The following is a 21,718-nucleotide window of genomic DNA, read 5'->3' as shown; positions in this document are numbered from 1 at the left end:
AAAACAGTAAGCGTTCACAGAAATTTACAAGCCTGCGTTCAAACATTTTTTAATTTTGAATAACAAGAGGAACTACAGTACTAAGCAACCTATCATTCTGATAAGCTGTTTTTTCCACGGCTACAATTGGAATTTTTTTATTAACATTAAAACCTTTTGGCACTCTCACCCTTAATTCGCCAACACCACCAACAGTTTTGAGCACAACAAAGCCCTTTGTTCCTTTAGATGGAAAAAATTTCCCCTCAATTAAATTGCCCTGATAAAACTGTACGTTCTTCCGACCATTACTCAATCTAAACCGAAGAACATACTCCTCGCTGCTTTTTAAAAGATCTATTTTTTCCACTTTTATGCTGGGAACCGTTTTTTCTTTTCCGGATTTGGTATACTCTTTTAAGTCTCTACTCAACATATCTTTTTCATAGTAAAGTTCTGATTTTAAGTGGCCATTCTCCCAAAATTTTTTCTGTATCCCATCCTTTTTCCCTTTAAAATAAGTGGTTTCCCGATATACTTTACCATCTTTATAGTACCACTTTACAGCACCTTGTTTCATGCCATCAACATAGGGAATATCGTATTGTTTTTCGCCCGACTGATAAAAGGTTTCACTTATGCCCACCTTTTTATTGTCCTTATAATGAACAATGGATTTTAATTCACCGGTTCCAAAATAATATTTTTCAGTTCCATTTTTTCCTTTGGAATTGGAGGTGTTTACTACTTTATCTTCTTTGCCAGCCACTTCTTCCTTTGCTTTTTTATGGAAGAAATCGCAGGAGGAAAACACAAACAAAACACTAATTAGAATTAAACTATTTTTCATTGATATTGTTTTTTATGAACACAAAAGTTAGTCATTTTTACACTTCTTCTATTTCAGATAACTTTCCGTACAGAACAAAAGCTCTTACTTTATCAAAACCAAGCTCTTGTACCAGCTTTTTATAGCCAGCTATCTGTTTGTTATATTCTTTACGCTTTTTCTTTCCAAATTTAAAATCAATCACCACAGCTTCTTTTCCTTTGTAAATCACTCGGTCGGGACGTTGAACTTTCCCATTTCCAAGAAGAATATCCCGTTCATTCACTACAGTCCAATCTTTCGAAAACCACTCAGCAACCCGGTCATCACTCAGCAATTCTTTGGCAAAGAGGGTGACTTCCTCTGCCTGAATTTTATCCAACTTGCCTTCAAATTGCAAGAGGCTTACTGCTTTGTCAACATCATCACCATATTCAATTACCTGAAACAGCTGATGCAAAATATTTCCACGACTCACAGGCGAGAAAGTCTCTACGGATTCTGCCTCCGAGAAATCAAAATAATCAGCAGAATGCGAGCGTAATTTCAATCGATCGTCAAGCAAAAAAGCCGGATACTCATTTCGCTTCTCTTTTACCTGTGGTTCTCCTTCCGAAGCTCTCATTTTGAGCTCTCCCAGTTCAAAACAAAGTTCCTCTTTCTGCCAATACTCATGCAAGGAAACAATTTTATTTCCATTAAAATCCGATGAATAATTATCTGAATTTTCAAATGCCATGAGCAGTAAATCGGCCACATTTTTCAAATCTCTTTTAGGCGAAAGCGGCGAATAACTAATAAACACTTCCTCGGCTCTTGTTAAGGCAACGTACAAAAGATTCAGATTATCGATATAGGAATGCAATTTCTCGCTAAAATATTCCTCATAGTAAATGGTTTCCTTCAGCCCACTGCCGTAACGCACTGGCAATACATCCAGCAAATTAAAACCTTCCAACTTTGGCTGACACCATAATATATTGGTATGCCTGGCATTGTCCAAATCCCAATTGCAAAATGGTAAAATCACCACTTTAAACTCCAGCCCTTTCGACTTGTGAATGGTCATAATTCGAATGGCATCCTGTTGATCGGAAAGAGAGATTACCTCTTTATTTTTGCGTTCTTCCCAGTAATTTACGAAAGAATTTAAATCAGGAGCATCAGTCTTTGTAAAGCCCAGAACCAGATCCTGAAAAGCCTCTAAAAAAGGAAAATCCTGGGCTCGACGATTAAGTGCAAAGATCTGAATCAGTTTTTCAACCAAATCATACAAAGCCTGTCGCTTTAATTCAGATACATTTGCCGTAAATTCCTGAGGAAAAAGCTCATCGAAAGCATTCTCATTTTTAGAAATGTGGTACAAAGCATCGCTATCATCCAAGGCACAAGCTTTTAGGTAAACCTGATATTCCTGCTTCAGAAAGCCCAAATTAATCTGATCATCGGGATGCACAAAAAAGTTCAGCAGATGAACCAAAAAATTCACCACCGAAGAATTCTTCAAATAAAGCGAATCGTTGGAAATCACATCGTAGTTAATACCCTCTTTGGCCATTTCGCTTGCGCGATAAGCCATTAAAGCATCAGCAACCTGTCCACCCTCTTTCCCGTTGCGAACCAGAATAGAAATGTCTCTGGCCTGATAGCCCATTTCCTGAAAGTGCTCAATTCGTAGCGGTAAATCCTCCAATACCTTCTCAATCCAGTCTGAATCGCTGTCTTTTTCTATAAATTTAGCATTCACATATCCAGGAAATCGATCCTTTCCTTCCGGAAAATGTTGGTACACATCCTGGTAAGCTCCAGCTATTTTCTGCTGTTCATCCTGCAAAGCATCGGCAATTTCGGCAGGAATAGACGCATTAAAATCGTTCTGTAAAATCTGCGACCCCAAGGCAAAAACTGCATTGTTAAAATCTATTACATTTTTAGAACTTCGCCAATTGTAATTCAATGTCATGCCATGAACCCCAAAACCTTCAAAGTCCTGATCCAATTGTTCCGACAAAATTTTCCAATCGCCATTCCGCCATCTGTAAATGGATTGTTTCACATCTCCCACCACCAGGGAATGCTTGTCTTCGGCTAATGAATTGCTCACCAAAGGACGAAAACTCTCCCATTGCATAGACGAAGTATCCTGAAACTCATCAATCATGAAATGCTTGTACACATTCCCAATTTTCTCATAAATAAAAGGCGTGTCATTCTCACCAATAATACTTCTCAGAAAACGGCTCGCTTCCGAAAGAAGAAAGATATTTTCGCTCTCTGAATACTCATTCACCTTCTTCGACAAATCGGTGAGTATGCCTAGGGTATAAATGTAGCTTAGTGTTTTATCGGTAGATTTGTACAACATCGACTGCTCATCGTACTGATTGATGGCTTTTTTAAGCAAATCATTCAATCCTGCACCAAAAGCCTCTGTTACCGCTTGTTTTGTTGTCGAACTGGCTTTCCCAGTGGTCCATTTATCAGGATGATCCACTGCCGATCGGGCTCTAATCCCAGGCTCTAGTTTCCCTTCTTTTCCCAATCCTGCCAAATAGCCAGCAACTCCTGATTTTCCGTAGGAAAACTCACTAACATCCAAAGCATGTTGTGAGATAATCCTTCTGGAATCGTCTCCAATATGGCTGAAAAAAGCCTCAAATTCATCCTTTATTTCTTTCAAGGTTCTGCGGTAGGAAGCCAGGAATTTTTTATCTGAAAGCTTATGAATGAGTTGATCCGAAAAGTTCTTAAAATCTTCTTTAAACACCTCATTCCCTACCTCCAGAATTTCTTGCTTAAAATTCCAGTTTTTCCCTTCTCTGATTTTCGATTCTGCAAAATCGGTGAGCCAGGTACGCAACTGAGGGTCTGCATCTACATCCGAAAATAGCAAGTCGGCCACTTCGTTTAATACTCTTCGCTGATCCAATTCAATATTATAGCCCATTTGCAGACCAATTTCCCGAGTAAAAGAACGGACTACTTTCTGAAAAAAGCTGTCGATGGTCGTCACCGAAAAACGAGAGTAGTCGTGCAGCAAGCGATTTAAAATTTCCCGCGCCCTTTCCTCCACTTCCTGAGCATTCAAATGATATTTCTCCTTCAAATCCCTGACATAATTAGAAGGAGCCGATTTCGAAAGAAGATAAATCTCTTTGATGATTCGGGATTTCATTTCATCCGTAGCCTTATTGGTAAAAGTTACGGCAAGTATGCTTTTGTAATTTAATGGATCTTCAAACACCAAATTTAGGTACTCTTTGGTTAAGGTGTAGGTTTTTCCCGACCCCGCTGAAGCTCGATATATGGATAATTCGGACATTGTTTATTCGATAATTTAACCCGAAAATAGTAATAATAATTCTGCTGAGGAATCATTCCTGAAATAAAATAATCAATTCGCAGCAATCCCTACCAACAATCCAAATACACCTAACAATCTGTATAATTTTTAGTTAACCTAATCGATAGATAAAACAAGGAATAGAAGCTAACAAATTCACCCCATTTAAAAATACAAAGCAAAGCTTATAAGAAAAAACAAACCATAGTGTACAAACCAATGCTAACTAACTTAATAATTAAAAGCAAAAGCACTTAAAACAGACCTCATTCATCATAACAAACTTTTATTGACTTCGTCTTTTATTTTACCTAACTTTTCATTCACTATCAATAATATTCACTTTAAACCACTCAGTATGAAAAGATTTTTTACGCTTGTACTATGTTGTATTTTAATTATGCCATCGGCCTTTTCTCAAAAAAGAGAAGTAGACTCGGATGGAAAATACAAAGGCATTATTCGAATTAAATTTACTCCCTCATCAAAAGAAAAAGTAAAAGAATTGCATCAAATGCTCATCGACAGAAGTAAATTAACGAGCAAAAGTACAGAAGAATATGTTCAAACCAACATGCCCAATCTGAACAAAGTAAACCAACAATTTAAGGCTCATAAAATGCGACGCGTATTTCGTGATGCCGGAAAATTTGAGGCTAAGCATGAAGAATTTGGTTTGCATCTTTGGTACGAATTGGAATTCAATTCCTCCACTGCTGTCTCTCAACTAATAAAATCTTATCAGAACATCTCTGAGGTTTCTGTTGCCGAAGGGCTTAATGCAACCAAGCAAATTACAGGAGCCAAAAGCTTATATGAAGAGAACAGTCCGGTAACAACAGCCCTCCCCAGTGGAACCAACGATCCTCTTTTTGTGGATCAATGGCATTACGAAAATACGGGCCAAAACGAAGGAACCCCTGGAGCCGATATTAGCCTGCTCGATGCCTGGACCGTTGAAACAGGAAATTCAAGTGTTATTGTAGCCATTGAAGATGGAGGTATCGATTTTGACCACCTTGATTTGGCTGCCAACATGTGGGTGAATCCAGGCGAAATTGCCGGAAACGGAATCGATGATGACAACAATGGATACATCGACGATATTTATGGCTACAACTTTGCCGACGATACCGGTGCAATTTACGTTGGTGACCACGGAACCCATGTTGCCGGAACAGTTGCTGCCGTTTCCAACAATGGAATTGGCGTGAGTGGTATCGCAGGGGGGAGTGGCAACAACGATGGCGTTAAATTAATGTCATGCAACGTATTTAGTGCCTCCAGCGGTGGCTTTGCTGAAGCCTTTACTTATGCAGCCGACAATGGAGCCGTAATTTCCCAAAATAGTTGGAGTTATTCCTTTCCTTACCAATACGATCAGGCCGTTTTAGATGGTATTGACTATTTTATTGCCAATGCAGGAGGTGAAAATGCAGTTATGGATGGTGGTATCGTTATTTTTGCCGCCGGAAACGACAGCTCTCAAAGCAGATATTACCCTGCCTACTACAGCAGCGTTCTTGCCGTAGCAGCTACTAATAAAAACGATGTTTTGTCCTACTACTCCAATTACGGAACCTGGGTGGATATTTCAGCTCCAGGTGGCGAACTGGAAACAACCAATTACGATCCTACCGCAGTTCTAAGTACATTCCCCGATGATACCTATGGTGTATTTCAGGGAACTTCCATGGCCTGTCCTCATGTTTCAGGAGTAGCCGCTTTGGTGGTCTCTAAATATGCCGGCAACATTACCCCTACCGAATTGTGGACGAAACTAACCACCAATGCTGATCCTATTGATGATTTGAACAACTCTCGTTACGAAGGAAAACTGGGCAGTGGAAGATTAAATGCCTATGCCGCACTTACCGATGATAACCTACCTTCAGTACCATCGGGATTAACAGCAAGTAATGTAACCCAAAGCAGTTTTACCATCGAGTGGAATGCAGTGAGTACAGCAACAAGCTACGACCTTCAAATTCGCGAACAAGATGGCGATTGGGAAAGCATAAACACCAGCGAAATTAGCTATGATTATTCCGGGGCAAGTGCAGCAACTACCTACGAATTTCAGGTAAGGGCCAACAACGAAGCCGGATCGAGCAGCTACTCAGCAATTGCTTCCGTACTTACCGAAGCAGCGCCCACAGCACCCGATACACCGAACAATTTAATGGCTTCAAATGTCACCTACAACTCCTTTACCATTAGTTGGGATGCCGTGACTGATGCCGATAACTATGATCTAAGTGTGAGACCCCAAGGCGGAGACTGGACCTTTATTAACACAATTTCGACGACAACTTACGATTACACAGGATTGAATGCCGAAACCACCTACGAATTTCAGGTAAGAGCCAATAATAGCATCGGTTCCAGCGATTACTCCGAGATTGTAAGCGCTACAACATTGGCTGCTCCTACAGCTCCGGCAGTTCCAAGTAATCTGCAAGCATCAAACATCACCTACAACTCCCTAAGCATTAGCTGGGATGCCGTGACTGATGCCGAAGATTACGACCTGAATGTGCGACCAGTAGGAGGAAGTTGGACACTCATTAATTTGAGTACCACAACTTACGATTACTCTGATTTAATTGCCGAAACCACCTACGAATTTCAGGTAAGAGCCAATAATAGCATTGGTTCCAGCGATTACTCCGGGATTGTGAGCGCAACTACATTAGAGGCTCCCACAACACCCGAAGCTCCCAGCAATATAATTGCTTCCAACATTACCTACAACTCCTTTACCATTAGCTGGGATGTAGTGGCAGAAGCAGATGATTATGATCTTGACATTCGGGAAGAAGGAGGAGACTGGTCTACAATTTCCACGGGTTTAATCAGCTACGACTATAGCAATGCATTCGCTTCTACTAGCTACGAATTCAGAGTACGATCCAATAACGAAATTGGTTCCGGAGACTATTCCAGTATCGGAAGTCTGACCACCGAAGCCATTCCTGTACCCGAAACACCTACCTCTTTAATGGCCTCCAATATCACCACAAGTTCCTTTAATTTAAGCTGGGATGGCATGGAATTCGCGGAAAGCTATGATATTGAAATCAGAGAATTGGGTGGCAACTGGGAACTTTACACCAGCAGTGCAACCAGTTTCGAGTATACCTTTGCAACAGCCGAAACCACCTACGAATATCAGGTTTTAGCTCGAAATAGCAGTGGTTCCAGTGCTTATACTTCCATTCAATCGCTAACTACCTTAGCCGAAGCAAGCACACCTGATTACTGCGATTCCTACGGAAGATCAACACGCTACGAGTACATCGACCTGGTTGAGCTATCAGATATGAGCAACACTTCGGGGGATGATGGTGGTTATGGCGATTACACAAGCCAGATTGCCAGCGTACAGCCTGGAGAAAATTACAATCTTAACTTCTCCATGGCCTACCAATCGAGAACCTACACCACCAACTGGAGAATCTACATCGATTTTAATAGAGATGGAGAATTTGCCAGCAGTGAAATTGTTGTTTCTGGATATTCTGCCAACTCAGGAATTTACACGTCCAACATCACCATTCCTACAAGTGCAACAATTGGGCAAACCAGAATGAGGGTAATGCTAAAACACAGAAGAGCCGTAAAATCGGGCTGTGAAATATTCAGCCTAGGAGAAGTAGAAGATTACACCGTAAACATAAGTAATACAGCTTCTTTATTGGCAAGTAAAAACTCAGCTTTGGGAGTAGAGCTCAGTCAAACACCTCCAATCGAAGAGTTGAAGTTATATCCTAATCCGGCCAAAGACTTTGTTACTTTTTACATTCAGGGCAACATTAAATCGTATGTGAGAATTAGTTCCATGACAGGAAAAACAGTCGACTACCTAACTCTTGAAGAGGAAGAAAATGAAATTAATGTTTCTCATTTGCCAGCTGGCATCTATTTTATCTCCATTGAAGATGGTGACGAAATCATCACGAAAAAGTTGATTAAATTATAAGTGAAACTTCAAAAGTAAATAGTTAGGGACGCCTTCACGGCTTGTCCCTTTCTTTCGTAAAATCCACCTGCCAGTGAAAAAGGCAATGATTGATACGTAACAAAAGCAATCAACAAAGCAGAAATAAAAAGAAGAAACAGGCATTGTTTACAGACAAAAAAAGCGGAAAAATCACTGCGATTTTTCCGCTTCTATTTTATAAATAAAACGATCTTACGATTGAAAAGACCTTCTTAAAATTTGTAAGCAAAGCCAATGCCAATAATTTCTTTGAACTGAATTTTGGGTCCTTTATTGGTTCCGTCGTCATCTATGTAATCTACATCATCATCGTAAACCAAGGATGTGTTCACACTAGCAGTCAAGAAATCATTCACTTTCATGCTCACTAACACTTCCCAAAGCACATCGATATTTCCAAAATTATCGGAGTAATTGGTGAACAAATTCAAATTCGTTTTCAAATTTACATTTTCAGCTACATCCTTCTTGAAACTCATTTTTGTAAAGGCACCAAACTCACCCCTAAACTTATCGCCTGCATCAACTCCAAAAGCACCTGCATCCGATAAATCATCGTCATTCACAATGGTCATTTTAGAAGTCAGGGGCGACAAGTAGGCCGAAAACATGTCGTTGGGTTTGTAATCCATACCCAAAGAAAGGGTGATGTAAGCTGGAGCCAGAAAATTGGATACTTTAACATCATCAACCCCGTCGGTACTTGAGTAATTGTAGCCTTTTGCAAACTGGGTTTTAAAATCGAACAAAGCACTGTAATACCAATTACCACCATTTTTATGACCATATTTGGTGGTAAAATCAATCTTATCGATGCTTTTTCGCACTCCCTCATCGCCCTGCTTCACCAATCCGTATTCCATACTTAGGGTATTTTCCCAACTATTCTTTCCCTTGTTGTAATTGGAGAATAGGTTCATCTGAGCATTGGTAGCAATGGCATTTTCACCACCACCCGACCAATTGGTAAGCGATGTTTGCGAGAAGCTTATGGCAGCCATCCCCCCCTTTTTCCAGTAGGATGTATCCTGTTTTTGCTGTGCAAATACAAATATCGTTGTGCACATCAACAAAAGTGTAAAAATAATTTTCTTCATTTCTTTAAATTTTAGGCTAATTAAAAAATAACAGCTTAGTAATTCCTGTATTAATTCAGTCTAAGTTAAGTCATTTTTCAATTCAAAAAAAATACATAAGTAAGTTTAACTGTTAAATTATAGGCATTTCGTCAGGGACAATTGGCACTAAGCCAAAATTTGAATACTTTTGCATCTTGAAAAACAAGGAATTATTACTGATGAAGAAAAAAGTTGTAATCGGATTATCGGGTGGAGTAGATTCTAGTGTTGCTGCCTATTTATTAAAAGAGCAGGGCTATGAAGTGGAAGCTCTTTTTATGCAGAATTGGAACGATACAGTTGGGTTAAAATCCGAAGAATGTCCCTTTGATGAAGATGTACTATTTGCACAAATGGTAGCCAAAAAATTAGATATCCCCTTTCACTTTGTGGATTTGAGCACCGAATACCGCGCACAGGTAATCGATTATATGTTTGCAGAATACGAGAAAGGCAAAACGCCCAATCCGGATGTGCTCTGCAATCGCGAAATAAAATTTGATGTTTTCTTAAAGAAAGCATTGGAGCTGGGTGCCGATTATGTAGCCACCGGACATTACTGCCAAAAGGAAACCATTGTGAAAGATGGCAAGGAAATTTACCGTTTAATTGCCGGAGCCGACAACAACAAAGACCAGAGCTACTTTTTATGTCAGCTTTCGCAGGAACAACTATCCAAAGCCATGTTCCCAATCGGTCACATCGAAAAACCTGAGGTAAGAGATATTGCCCGGGCGGCTAAATTAGCCTCTGCAGAAAAGAAAGATTCGCAGGGAATTTGCTTTGTTGGCAAAGTAGATTTACCCGTATTTTTACAGCAAAAACTGAAAGCAAAGAAAGGTAAGATCATCGAGATTCTAGCTCACAAAGCCTCGGAAATCATTCCTCAGTCGACTGCTTTGGAAGACATCTCCCAGCCATACCATTTCACCGCCCAAATGGGAAAAGAAGTAGGAACCCACAATGGAGCCCACTTTTTTACCGTAGGTCAGCGCAAAGGCTTAGATGTTGGTGGAAAAGCCGAACCCCTTTTCGTAATAGGAACCGATGTTGTAGAAAACATTGTGTATGTAGGAATGGGACACGAACATCCTTTGCTCATGCGACAAGCCTTATTCATCCCCACAAAGGACATTCACTTTATTCGTGAAGACCTTCGTCCCAGCGAGAATTGTGAGAGAAGATACGACATTCGCATTCGCTACCGACAGCCCTTGCAAAAAGGAACAATCTATTTCAAAGAGGAAGGACTTTACATTCATTTTGATGAGCCACAGCGTGCGGTAGTTGCCGGACAATTTGCTGCCTGGTACCAGGAAGGAGAATTGATTGGTTCGGGTGTAATCGACTAAATAATCTCAAAAAAAAGGCAATCCTTAAGGTCAGTTGAACTTCTGGGATTGCCTCTTTTATTTTTGTTTTACTACAAACTTACTTTTTAAGTTTACGCGAAACGTAAACAAAAAATTCTACGGCCGCAATAAATAGCAAGGTATAGCCGAACAGTTCGCTTCCTTCTTCCACTGCATTCTTCACCCATCTTTGCATTCCCTCCAACTGATCGACCTCAAACAAAGCCATCCATACTTTTTTGGTTCCAAACAAACGAGAGAAAACAAATACCATTAAAAATCCAGCAATAAAGGTTCCAAAAGCTGGTGTGGTAAAGAACTCTTCCAGATTTTCCCAAATCTGTGTTTTCTTCCTAATCACTAAAATTACAGTAAGTACCAGAAGCAACATAGCCACAGGAAACCAGGCACCGTGATAAATCAGATCGAAATAAGCATCCAACTCACGAACCAGAGCCACCAGAGCTCCTCCACCCATTAAATAGGAAATGGCCTTGTGCGATTTAGAAGTAAATCCGGCCAACAGAAAAATTAAACTTGTTAAAAGAAGATAGAACTCCTGCATGTATTCGGTGAGAGAACCCTCGCCAAATTTTAATCCATCACTGGCAAGTGCACCTGCATCGCTTTTAATGATTAATGCTGAAGCAACAACAGGAATGGCGTAAAGCACCACCCGAACAGCTGCAAAAATAACTGGTTTTAAATTCATGTTTATAAGTGTTTTTATTTTGAAGAGAAAAATGGCCTCAGCCTATATTTTAGTTCCTTAGTTTTTAATTACTTCCTCAGCTTTCAGTAGCTGTTCGGGTTTCCCCAAATCAAACCACATTTCCGAATCATCAGTGTATGCGAGGATTTTTTCACTTTTGGCCAATCGCAAATACAAATCGATGATGGAGAATTTTCCTTCCTCAGCAATCAGAGAAAACAAGCGATAATCCATCAAATGAATGCCACTAAAAGCCATAGGCTCCGATTGATTCATATCTTGGCGGGCCAATTTACTTTCTCCGGTTTTGCAATTTTTCCAGCCAGTCAACTGATTTTCCTGATTAAAGTACAAATACCGACTGCTTTCGCGCTTTCGCATGACCATACTCACAAGGGCAGCCGATTTCTTGTGGTAAGCCAGCAAATCCATCAAATTCATGGAGGTGAGCACATCTACATTATAGATTAAAACCGGTGCATGGGGAATAAACAAATCGCAGGCTTTTTTCAGGCCTCCACCCGTATCGAGTAGCTCTTCCCTTTCGTCGGAAATTCGAATATCAAGACCAAAATTGTGCTTCTCACGAAGAAATTCCTCGATTAAATCGGCAAAATGGTGCACATTAATCACAATTCGATCAACCCCTACCTCTTTTAATTTTACAATGGCATGCTCTAAAAGTGGTTTCCCTGCCAATTCGACCAGAGCTTTTGGCTTGGAGTTGGTGTATGGCTTAAGACGAGTACCCAAACCCGCCGCGAATATCATTGCATTCAACATCTTATTCAATTAGGAATTACAAATTAGTAATGAATCATTTACAGGTACAAAAGCTTGCAGTTACTGACTTTTTTTCGTCGGCTTGCAAAGTTTCTTTCCTTTTTTAGCTACCCTGTTGCATTTTTGGCAGACAAAATTTTCTGTCTTGCAAATTTTATCAGCATAATCCTGAGCGGATAATTTACAACGTTTCTTACTCATACTAACTCCCTTCAATTTCTCTTTCGATGTGTCGCAAGCTGATGTTCACATCAAATTTTTCTTTCAAATGTTTTGCCAGACTCTCGGCCGAAAATACAGAACGATGCCTGCCACCTGTGCAACCAAAGCTAACCTGTAAGTTGGCAAAATTCCGACTGATGTATTTGTCAACACTCATGTCAACGATATGATAAACCGAAGCTAGAAACTCATCCATTTCGCTTTTCTCCTTAAAAAAATCGATTACAGGCTGATCTTTCCCAGTCATTTCCACATATTCCTGATATCTTCCCGGGTTATGAATGGCTCGGCAATCGAAAACAAAACCACCGCCATTGGTTGTTTTATCCAGAGGAATGCCACGTCGGTACGAGAAGCTGTTAATTTCGATGTGCAACTTCGCTTTGTCGTCTTTTCCCACTTCTTTCAGAAATTCGGAAGCGATTACCGAGCGCAGGGCTTTCACCAGTTCGGGCACCTCTATGGGGAGATCTATTCGTTGCAGAATGATTTCCAAATTGCGAAGGGCGAAAGGAATTGACTTTAAAAAATGTTCTTTGCGTTCGTAAAAGCCTCTAAATCCGTAAGCGCCCATTGCCTGCATGATTCGAATCATCACATAGCCCTGAAAAAAGGAAGTAAAAGCCTTGGCATCTACTTTCTGCACTTTCTGAATTTCCTGCAAATAGAAGTCCAATAAATCATCGCGTACCTGTTGAGGTAGATCGGCTTTGGCATCGTAAAGCAGAGAAGCCAAATCGTACTGAAGAGCTCCTTTTCGTCCGCCCTGATAATCGATGAACCAAGGTTCTCCATTTACCAGCATGATGTTTCGGGACTGAAAATCGCGGTACAGAAAATAGTCGCGAGGTGCATCCAGAAGGTAATCCGAGAATTTCTGAAAATCATTTTCGAGCAACTGCTCATCGAAAGGAATTTTTGCCAGTTTTAAAAAGTAGTACTTAAAGTAGTGCAAATCCCAAATCATCGATTGCTTATCGAAACTATCACGTGGATAACAAACCGAATAATCCAATCCGTTTTCCCCTTCGAGCTGAAAGCGAACCAATTGCGAAATGATCTTTTTATAGATCAGAACCAAATCGTTAGCGAATCCTTCCCCAATTCGCAGGTGAAGAATGTAATCGAACAAAGTAGTATTGCCCAAGTCCTGCAGAAGGTAGATGTCCTCTTCCTCCTTCTCGGCATATATTTCGGGCACCGATAAACCTTTGGAAGCAAAATGCTTGCTAAAAGTAAGAAAGGCCTTATTCTCCTTTTTATCGGCATTGTAAGCACCAATCACCGTTCTTTTTTCGCCCACCAAACGGATGTATTCGCGGTAGGAACCCGATTGAGGTAAAATTTCCGTTTCAATAACTTTATCGTCTGCCCATTCTTCGAACAATTGAACGAGAGCGACTTTTACTTTTTCTTCCAAATCGTATCTATTTTGATTGCCTTTGCTATTTTCCTATTTACAAATCTACAAAAAGATCTGCTATCCTTACCCTTGCCATTCCATCAAAACTTCGATAGAATGCCAAATAAATTGACATTGAAATGCTAACTTACAAAGAGGTAACACAACAAAGCCTCAACCACCAGGGCAGGCAACATATTTAAAACCTTTATTTTTTTTATTTCGAGAATATTCAAGCCCAATCCAATGATTAATACACCACCTACACCAGCTATTTCGGTGATGATTGCCTCGGGAATCAAGCCGCCAAACAAAGCCGCCAAAAGCGTTAGTCCTCCCTGATAAATCAGCAATGGAATGACCGAAAAGAGTACGCCAACACCCATTACCGCAGCTAATGCTACCGACGAAAAACCATCCATCATCGATTTGGTTAGCAGCAGAGTAGGCTCTTTTCCCATTCCCTCTTCCATGCTTCCCAAAATGGTCATGGCACCCAAACAAAATAGCATGAAGGAACTCACAAAAGCCGTAGAAAAATGAGCATCGGAGCTGCCAATTTTTCTTTTGATGAATTGGCTACCATTGTCGACTCTTTCCTCTAAGCGCAGGAATTCTCCCAGGAGAGCTCCCAGCACCAAACTAAATACCATCAGCAACAATTCGCTGGCTTTAAGCGCCATGCTAAGGCCCAAATACAAGGTAAATATTCCAATGGCCTGAAATACAATTTTAAACATTCGTTCGGGAATTTTGGTCCGGAATAAAAGCCCCAGACTGCCCCCCACAAGAATGGCCACTACATTTACTATTGTTCCTATCATAAAAAGAGGTGTTAAAATCGAAAATCTAAAGTAAAAGAAATATCCGTAAGCTCTAGGGCGAAGAGGAAAAAAAGCCTTGCTAAAAAATATTTTGTCCCACTAAAAGACAATGCAAGTTTAGGGAAAACAAAAATGCCTCCTGCAATTTCGGCAAGAGGCATTCTTTTGGTAAGTTCATCATTTTAGGATCGCAACCATCGGCTAAGGCTTATTTTCCGACTTGTTTTCACTTCATTTCCCGCCCCTATCTGAGCGTAAATCTCACCCCAATCGGGCAAACCTCCATAATTCATATCATCAATATACATGTCGGCTTTTATTTTCCGACTGATGCTCTCGTCGAAGACTTCCTCGGGGTAATTTTTGTTCACCGCATAAAATTCCAGCCCGTGAGAAGAGCAAAACTGAACTGCCTCTTCGAGTTCCTTGCCAGCCCGGTAGGTCCAGAGAATAATTCTGTGCCCATTCTCCTGCAACATTTTTAGGCTGGTAATGGCAAAGGGAATTTCCCTTCCTATGTTGGGGTATTTATGTTCTACTATGGTACCGTCGAAATCTACTGCAATAATCATAAGTAAAGGTAAAAAGTAAGTAAACTAAAAGTCGTTATGACAAATCCTTGAACCTGTTGGTTAATTTTTAGAAAATTTTGAAAAAAGCTTTTGCTTCCAATTTTGCTGCGGACGATCATCCTCGTAGTAACAGTTACCATAAGCATAGCTTCCATAGGAATTTCCGTAGCCAAACTTTCCATAAGTGTTAAATCGATAACTGGTAAATACAGTATCGTTCAGCACCACTCCTATTTGGTTCAGATTTTTGCTATCGTTCAACTGATTGATGAATTTAATCTGATCTTTACTTGAAAAACCCTGTCGCAAAACAAATAAATTGGCATCGGCATGTTTACCCGTTAAAATTCCATCGGTTACCAAAGTTACGGGCGCATTATCCATTACTATGTAATCGAATTCTTTTTTCGCCTCTTCTATAAATTTAGCCATCTCTCTATTTCCCAGCAACTCCGAAGGATTGGGTGGAACAGGCCCTGCATTCACAAAAAACATATTCTGCAAATTGGTAGGCTGAATAATAGACCTATAATCGTTCTTTCGAATTAGGTAGGTCGACAAACCAATTTTATTGTCTACGCCAAATATGGTATGCAAACGAGGTTTTCGAAGATCACATCCCAGGAGCAAAACCTTTTTATTATCCATAGCAAGAATACTAGACAGATTGATGGAGGTAAAGGTTTTTCCTTCCCCGGGAAGCATGGAGTGAACGCTCAATACCTTGCATCCCTTTGTCTCAGAAAACAGGTACTGCAAGTTGGTTCGCAATCCCCGAAAGGATTCTGCAATGCCCGAGCGTGGATGCAAAACAACGGGAATCTCACTGTCGTAGCTGTTACGGGAAATCTCAGCCATCACTGGCAACTTACTGTCCTTCTCAATATCGTCTTTCGACTGAATGGTATCATTAAAATAGTCGCCAACAACAATCAGCAAAAAGGGAATGGCCAAGCCCAATATCAATCCTATTAGCAAATTGATTGTGGTTTTCGGTCCTACTTTTACGCTGGTATCGATACTGGCCGGATCGAGCACCTGAGCATCGGATACATTGGAAGCCATTGTAATAGCTGCCTCGGCACGTTTCTGCAAAAGAAAAGTGTACAATTCGTTGTTTAAGTCGAAACGACGCTTGATATTGATCAGCTTCTGCTCTGTTTTGGGCAGGCTTGCCAATTCTGCATTTATTTGGTCCAATCGCCTGGACAAACTCTTCAGCTCTACCTCGGAATTACTAAGCAGGTTCTTTAAATTTTCATCCAGAGAAGCCAGCGTATTGGCAATTTCGTTATTCACCATCAAAACACTTGGGTTTTTCTCCCTGGCAATAAAGGTAAGACTTGACTTTCGGGAGTACAATTCGGCCAATTTAAGCACCTGTGCATTCAGTCCGGCATCTACAATGCCAACTACCGAAGGGGAAGCAATCAATTTCATTTGTTCTGCATCGCCCATGTAAGCTTTCAGGTTGCGGTAATAATCCAAACGTCGTTCGGCCAGGGCTTTCTCCGATTCCAACTTCTCCAACTTCTCCACCACTAAACCCGATTCCTGTCCCAAATCGATAATGCCATTTTGGGAACGGAAATCAGAAAAATTCTGCCCCGCCAAACTCAATGAATCAACAATCTGTCCCAATTGCAGATCGATAAAACGAACGGTATTCTTAGAAGTTCTGTTCTTTTCCGACAAACCATAATCCATGTACACACGAATCAGTTCATTCAGATAATCAACTTCGCGTGCCGAATTATTCCCCTGAATACTCAAGCTGATTCCATCGGCCTTTTTAGAAGCCAAATTTACTTCTAACTTGGATGAATAGGATTTTGCAAGTCCTTTTAAATCATTGAAAACAAAATAGTAGCTTTCCTCTAAAGGCACAGAAAAACCAAGATTCCGATTTAGAGTGAATGAGAAGTAATCATTTTCAAAAGGCAGACCATAAGTCCCCTTAGCCGTCATATCCAACTCCAAGCTGGCACCGTGAATCATAAAGTCTCCCCTCACTTTCACCTGATAATGCTGCTCATCCAGGGGCACAATGTAAACAGGAACGCCAATTAGATTTTTATCGAGTGAATACTTCTCTAACTCATAGGGATAGTTCCCATACAAGCCAACATCCGTAATTACTTTTGGGTAGAACCAGGAAATTTCGCGATGCAAATTTTCAAGTGCCTGACGATTCAAAGTGTAGGATTTTAACATCAGAATGTGATTCTCGATATTGGTTTTACTGCCCAAATCGAAACCCTCAAACAACTGATCCAGACCCATGCCTTTCGAGTCTTCCTGCACCAAAACGGTACTGCCAATTTTATAGGTGGGTGGTGAAAATTTACTGATCAAATATCCTCCCGAAAGGCCCAAAAAGCCAAACAAGACGAACCAGTACCATTTCGAAAGCAAACGAAAAAGAAACTCCTTTACATTGGTTCCCTCTTCCATTTCGAAATACTCCATCATTTCATTCATATTTTGCATAAACCTGGTGTTAATTTTCTTTTTACCTATTGCGATTCTGTAAATCGACAATCAATAATCTATATTTTTTTGATCTCTTCTCCAGAGATCCTTTTTTTAACTTTATTCCTCCAGCTCTGCTGATCCCGACACTTCGGCATTCGTCATGCTGAACTTGTTTCAGCATCTCCTGCTTCTATTCCTGTCGGACTGCCCTGTATCGGCTTTTGAATTATTAATTATTAATTCATTTGAATTCTTACCTTCTCCAGCTCTGCGGGTCCCGACACTTCGGCATTCGCCCAATCATCCTTTCCCCTCTCCTCTATTGCTGTCATTGCGAAAGAGCCTAAGGCGACTGTGGCAATCTGTTGTTAGCTTGCAGAACCTAATTCTGTATTCATAATTAATAAGCAGATCCTTCGTCGCTGCACTACCCTCAGTACCAAGCTTGCGAGATCTCCGAAGGTCATGACATACGGTGATGAGCTTTTTTTCCTGATGCGAATCCTACCGCTGGCATTCGTCATGCTGAACTTGTTTCAGCATCTCCTGCTTCTATTCCTGTCGGACTGCCCTGTATCGCTTTTGAATTCTTAATTATTCATTATTAATTCATTTGAATTCTTACCTTCTCCAGCTCTGCGGGTCCCGATACTTCGGCATTCGCCCAATCGTCCTTTAGTAAATCAAATTTAAAATCAATACAATGGTCGATAAAGTAGACAAAACCAAAGAGTAAACGGACGAATTGAGTTTCACATTCTTGTATTTATCGGGTTCCACGTACACCACATCGTTGGGCTGAAGGAAAAAGGCCTCGGAAGCAAGAAAGTCTTTTGTACTGAGATCCAAACGGAAGGTCTTACTGCCACTATCGGTAGGTCGCATCACCAGTATTTTCTGAATTCTACCGTAATCGGTCACCCCGCTGGCCATGCTAATGCCATCCAAAACCGTCATTTTGTTGTTGTAGTTGTAGTACACACCCGGCATTTTCACTTCCCCCAAAATAGTCACCTTAAAGCTAAGCAACTTTACTTTTACCGTAGCATTCCTGATGTACTCATCGGCTTTCTCCTGAATTATTTCTTGCGCCTCTTTCAGGCTTTTACCCGCCAAAGCCACTTTTCCAATAATGGGCAAACTAATTTCTCCAGCCAAATCAACCAAAAAACCATTTAAATACTGTCCCGATAATTGTCCGTAATTTTGCTGCGTTCCCGACTGCATTCCCGTTCCATACGAAGGATTGAACATGGCATTTACCTCTGCATCCATCGATTGGATATCCACATACAAATTGTCGTTGGTTTTAATGGTGTACTCCACTAACTTGCCGGGAAGGCCTTCCAGCTCTTCCTGATCATGAGTATCGTTCAGATACACCAAATCTTCACTCGTTTTACAGGAAGTAATCAGTAAACCGCCAATAAGTAGTACTATAAGTAGAAATTGTTTTTTCATTGGGTAGCGAATAAAAATATGTGTTTTTATTAAAATAGGGCTTAGTAGTAGTCAAATTTTGTACAACAAACAAAAAGTATGTTTTCTGCTTCGGAACAAAGATAGAATAAGCTTGTTTTTTTGATCCATGATTTTCATTTTTTTCTGCAATCTGTGTCGGTATTATCAATTCCAAATTGTTATTTGCAAATCCTTCGTCGCTGCGCTTTCCTCGGGATGACGGGCAACAGTGAGCATTTCCACCCTGACCTTTCGACTCTTAGACTCGCTCACCTTTCGCCTTTTCGCTTATCGCCCTATCCCCTACTGTCCATCCCCGGTAATCATCACCTTAATGGTTTTTAGAAAGAGGATGAAGTCTAGTTTTAGCGACCAGGAATCGATGTACTGCAAATCCATTTTCATCCACTGCTCAAAAGGAATGTTGTTGCGACCCGATACTTGCCATATGCAGGTGATACCCGGTTTCATGCTCAAACGGCGACGTTGCCAGCGTTCGTATTGTGCTACCTCCGCAGGAACAGGCGGACGAGGTCCTACGATGGACATTTCCCCACGAAGCACATTCATGAATTGGGGCAACTCATCGAGAGAGGTTTTGCGAAGAAAATTACCAATCCTGGTGACACGGGGATCTTTCCTGATTTTAAAAACCGGTCCCTCCTGCTCATTTTGCTCCATCAAGCTTGCCTTTAAGGCTTCGGCATTGGTCACCATGGTCCGAAACTTTAAACAGGGAAAACGACGACCATTTTGTCCCACCCGCTTTTGGGCAAAAAAGATGGGACCACCATCATCCAGCTTGATCAAAGTGGCAATAAGCAGCATCACTGGCGAGATCAAAAGTAAAATGATTGAAGCCACCAGGTAGTCAAAAAATATTTTAATTTTTAAGGCCAGATAATTCCCCGGCGTATTCTGTACCGTAAGAAAAGGCATCTGATTGAAATAGGAAAGCCGGGAGCGCAAACTCAGCACACTCAAAAATTCCGACTGCATACGAAAAACCACTCCCACTTCGGCACAGGTATAAATCATCTTTTTGATTTCCTCCTGATTCAAAGTCCCCTTGCAATACATCACCTCATCGATGGATTTTCCATCTACCAAATCGGCCATGTTCTCGGATTCGGGAAGCACCGTGTATTTTTTCTCGTATTTGGCCTTGATGTAATCGCTGTCCGACATAATAGCCCATATTCTATAGCCCCAGTCGGCTGTGTTCACCAATCGATCAATCAAATAGTAGGAATCTTTATCGGCAATGATCATCACCGTACGGGTATTGTATCCCTTACCGCGAAAAATTTTCATGATCCGGTACGCAAGCAGCTTGTAAATCAGTAAGGTGAATAGGTTAACCAAAAAAAACAGAGCCAAAACCGATCGGGAAATGGAATTGAAATCCAACATACCCATGCAGACTAGCAGTAAGCCCACGCCTATAACAACCACCGTAATGTATTCTACCACCAAAGCCGAGTACATCTTCACACGAACCAATCGCCCCAAACCAAACTGATCGAGTAGAAAAAACCAAATGGGGAGAATCAAAATAAGAACAACTTTGTATTCTTTCAGATTGCCTCCAACAGGCTTAATGAACTGCTCGCAGAACCACCAGGCTACCAGAAAACAGCCTACCGTAATAAGGCTTTGTGATGCAATACTGAATTTCTCCAGTGTTGTTTCTCGTTGTTTAATCATAATTTCATAAGGGTTTTTAATCTTGTACTTTGTGCTTACTGGTATTTTCTTTCGTATGCAGTCATGAGCTCCGGAGATCTCGCAAGCTCGGTAGCGAGGAGGAACGACGTGGCAATCTGTCTCTATTTTGCAGAACTCTTTTTTGACTCTTCGACTATTGGACCTTTTGACTTCTGTTTCTTCCTTCTCCTCGAGCCGGAGGGGCTCTTAGCTTTTTCCGATGAAAAAGTAAGCAAAAAATCCTCGGTGGCGTCCTCAACCACCCATTAAAGCTCAAAGACTAAACAAAAGAAACTCGCTTCGCTCAGACAGTCTTTTGTTTCACGCCTTTTTCACTAAATGGGTCCCGGTCTCCGGACTAAATTCCGAACCCCATTGAATCAATATTGTGCGTTGAGAGCACACTTCTCAAGGAATATTTAATTTGTGAAAATTTGTGGAATTTGTGGTTTATATTTTTTTAAGCCCTTTAGGGGTTTGGGGTTCAACCATACGTAATCATCATCCTACGGACTTTTGACTTTTGAACTTTTTAACCTTTAGACTTTAACCTTTATCCTTTTTTTCGCCCTTTCGCCTCTCCTCTATTGCTGTCATGACCTTCGGAGATCTCGAAAGCTCAGTAGCGAGGAGGCACGACGTGGCAATCTGTCTCTATTTTGCAGAACTCTTTTTTGACTCTTCGACTATTGGACTCTTCGACTATTAGACCTTTTGACTTCTGTTTCTTCCTTCTCCTCGAGCCGGAGGGGCTTTTCCTTTTGCTTGATAAAAAGGAAAGAAAAATCAAGACCTCGACAATCGGTGACCCATCACGCTTTGAAAGCTAAACAGAATCATATTCCCTCGTGCCTCACTCCCGGAATTCTGTTCTTAACGCTTTCTGCTCCTATGGGGCCCCACCTGCTTTGTCGATGTCGAGCTGCCCTGTTTCGG

The 21,718-nt window shown here is 40.9% G+C and carries 13 protein-coding genes; 2 read left to right on the top strand and 11 right to left on the bottom strand.

The window, feature by feature from the left end:
* Positions 1-49 precede the first annotated feature (49 nt).
* Both ABYT26_RS10475 and ABYT26_RS10470 read right to left on the bottom strand, forming a co-directional pair.
* On the bottom strand, positions 50-829 hold the full coding sequence (locus ABYT26_RS10475; protein WP_372753601.1) for a toxin-antitoxin system YwqK family antitoxin: 780 nt from the start codon (positions 827-829) through the stop codon (positions 50-52).
* Between the two features lie 37 nt (positions 830-866).
* Positions 867-4,130 (bottom strand): UvrD-helicase domain-containing protein, encoded by a 3,264-nt coding sequence (locus ABYT26_RS10470; RefSeq protein ID WP_372753599.1) that lies wholly within the window; start codon positions 4,128-4,130, stop codon positions 867-869.
* A 379-nt stretch (positions 4,131-4,509) separates the two neighbouring features.
* Between ABYT26_RS10470 and ABYT26_RS10465 the strand changes: the two genes are divergently transcribed.
* On the top strand, positions 4,510-8,133 hold the full coding sequence (locus ABYT26_RS10465) for a fibronectin type III domain-containing protein (protein ID WP_372753597.1): 3,624 nt from the start codon (positions 4,510-4,512) through the stop codon (positions 8,131-8,133).
* Positions 8,134-8,366: 233 nt separating this feature from the next.
* Here ABYT26_RS10465 and ABYT26_RS10460 read toward each other — a convergent pair whose 3' ends face one another.
* A complete protein-coding gene (locus tag ABYT26_RS10460; protein WP_372753595.1) occupies positions 8,367-9,251 on the bottom strand; it encodes a DUF3078 domain-containing protein in 885 nt (294 codons plus the stop codon).
* 200 nt (positions 9,252-9,451) lie between these two features.
* On the opposite strand from ABYT26_RS10460, the gene mnmA reads away from it, so the two are divergent.
* Positions 9,452-10,624 (top strand): tRNA 2-thiouridine(34) synthase MnmA, encoded by a 1,173-nt coding sequence (gene mnmA / locus ABYT26_RS10455; RefSeq protein ID WP_372753593.1) that lies wholly within the window; start codon positions 9,452-9,454, stop codon positions 10,622-10,624.
* A gap of 79 nt (positions 10,625-10,703) precedes the next feature.
* Here mnmA and ABYT26_RS10450 read toward each other — a convergent pair whose 3' ends face one another.
* The 8 genes from ABYT26_RS10450 to ABYT26_RS10415 all read right to left on the bottom strand — a co-directional run bounded on the left by ABYT26_RS10450 (position 10,704) and on the right by ABYT26_RS10415 (position 20,782).
* The gene (locus ABYT26_RS10450) at positions 10,704-11,336 is read right to left on the bottom strand and encodes a hypothetical protein (RefSeq protein ID WP_372753591.1); all 633 of its coding nucleotides are present in this window, start codon (positions 11,334-11,336) and stop codon (positions 10,704-10,706) included.
* A gap of 57 nt (positions 11,337-11,393) precedes the next feature.
* On the bottom strand, positions 11,394-12,107 hold the full coding sequence (locus ABYT26_RS10445; protein WP_372753588.1) for a nucleotidyltransferase family protein: 714 nt from the start codon (positions 12,105-12,107) through the stop codon (positions 11,394-11,396).
* A gap of 214 nt (positions 12,108-12,321) precedes the next feature.
* Entirely contained in the window at positions 12,322-13,761 is a 1,440-nt protein-coding gene (locus ABYT26_RS10440) for a phosphotransferase (protein WP_372753586.1), read from the bottom strand.
* 125 nt (positions 13,762-13,886) lie between these two features.
* Positions 13,887-14,567, bottom strand: a complete 681-nt coding sequence (locus tag ABYT26_RS10435) for a DUF554 domain-containing protein (protein WP_372753584.1) — start codon at positions 14,565-14,567, stop codon at positions 13,887-13,889.
* 182 nt (positions 14,568-14,749) lie between these two features.
* Positions 14,750-15,139, bottom strand: a complete 390-nt coding sequence (locus ABYT26_RS10430; RefSeq protein WP_372753582.1) for a BT0820 family HAD-type phosphatase — start codon at positions 15,137-15,139, stop codon at positions 14,750-14,752.
* 60 nt (positions 15,140-15,199) lie between these two features.
* Positions 15,200-17,629, bottom strand: a complete 2,430-nt coding sequence (locus tag ABYT26_RS10425; protein WP_372753580.1) for a GumC family protein — start codon at positions 17,627-17,629, stop codon at positions 15,200-15,202.
* Positions 17,630-18,289: 660 nt separating this feature from the next.
* On the bottom strand, positions 18,290-19,075 hold the full coding sequence (locus ABYT26_RS10420) for a polysaccharide biosynthesis/export family protein (protein WP_372753578.1): 786 nt from the start codon (positions 19,073-19,075) through the stop codon (positions 18,290-18,292).
* 303 nt (positions 19,076-19,378) lie between these two features.
* Complete coding sequence (locus tag ABYT26_RS10415; RefSeq protein WP_372753576.1) at positions 19,379-20,782, bottom strand: sugar transferase; 1,404 nt, start codon at positions 20,780-20,782, stop codon at positions 19,379-19,381.
* Positions 20,783-21,718 lie beyond the last annotated feature (936 nt).

The organism is Labilibaculum sp., from assembly GCF_041595635.1.
GTDB lineage: Bacteria > Bacteroidota > Bacteroidia > Bacteroidales > Marinifilaceae > Labilibaculum.
This window is presented reverse-complemented; position numbering and strand designations above follow the sequence as displayed.

Excerpts from the sequence above, each read along its gene's own strand:
- ABYT26_RS10475 (WP_372753601.1), bottom strand. The coding sequence starts at position 829 with ATGAAAAATAGTTTAATTCTAATTAGTGTTTTGTTTGTGTTTTCCTCC.
- ABYT26_RS10470 (WP_372753599.1), bottom strand. The coding sequence starts at position 4,130 with ATGTCCGAATTATCCATATATCGAGCTTCAGCGGGGTCGGGAAAAACC.
- ABYT26_RS10465 (WP_372753597.1), top strand. The coding sequence starts at position 4,510 with ATGAAAAGATTTTTTACGCTTGTACTATGTTGTATTTTAATTATGCCA.
- ABYT26_RS10460 (WP_372753595.1), bottom strand. The coding sequence starts at position 9,251 with ATGAAGAAAATTATTTTTACACTTTTGTTGATGTGCACAACGATATTT.
- mnmA (WP_372753593.1), top strand. The coding sequence starts at position 9,452 with ATGAAGAAAAAAGTTGTAATCGGATTATCGGGTGGAGTAGATTCTAGT.
- ABYT26_RS10450 (WP_372753591.1), bottom strand. The coding sequence starts at position 11,336 with ATGAATTTAAAACCAGTTATTTTTGCAGCTGTTCGGGTGGTGCTTTAC.
- ABYT26_RS10445 (WP_372753588.1), bottom strand. The coding sequence starts at position 12,107 with ATGATATTCGCGGCGGGTTTGGGTACTCGTCTTAAGCCATACACCAAC.
- ABYT26_RS10435 (WP_372753584.1), bottom strand. The coding sequence starts at position 14,567 with ATGATAGGAACAATAGTAAATGTAGTGGCCATTCTTGTGGGGGGCAGT.
- ABYT26_RS10430 (WP_372753582.1), bottom strand. The coding sequence starts at position 15,139 with ATGATTATTGCAGTAGATTTCGACGGTACCATAGTAGAACATAAATAC.
- ABYT26_RS10425 (WP_372753580.1), bottom strand. The coding sequence starts at position 17,629 with ATGCAAAATATGAATGAAATGATGGAGTATTTCGAAATGGAAGAGGGA.
- ABYT26_RS10420 (WP_372753578.1), bottom strand. The coding sequence starts at position 19,075 with ATGAAAAAACAATTTCTACTTATAGTACTACTTATTGGCGGTTTACTG.
- ABYT26_RS10415 (WP_372753576.1), bottom strand. The coding sequence starts at position 20,782 with ATGATTAAACAACGAGAAACAACACTGGAGAAATTCAGTATTGCATCA.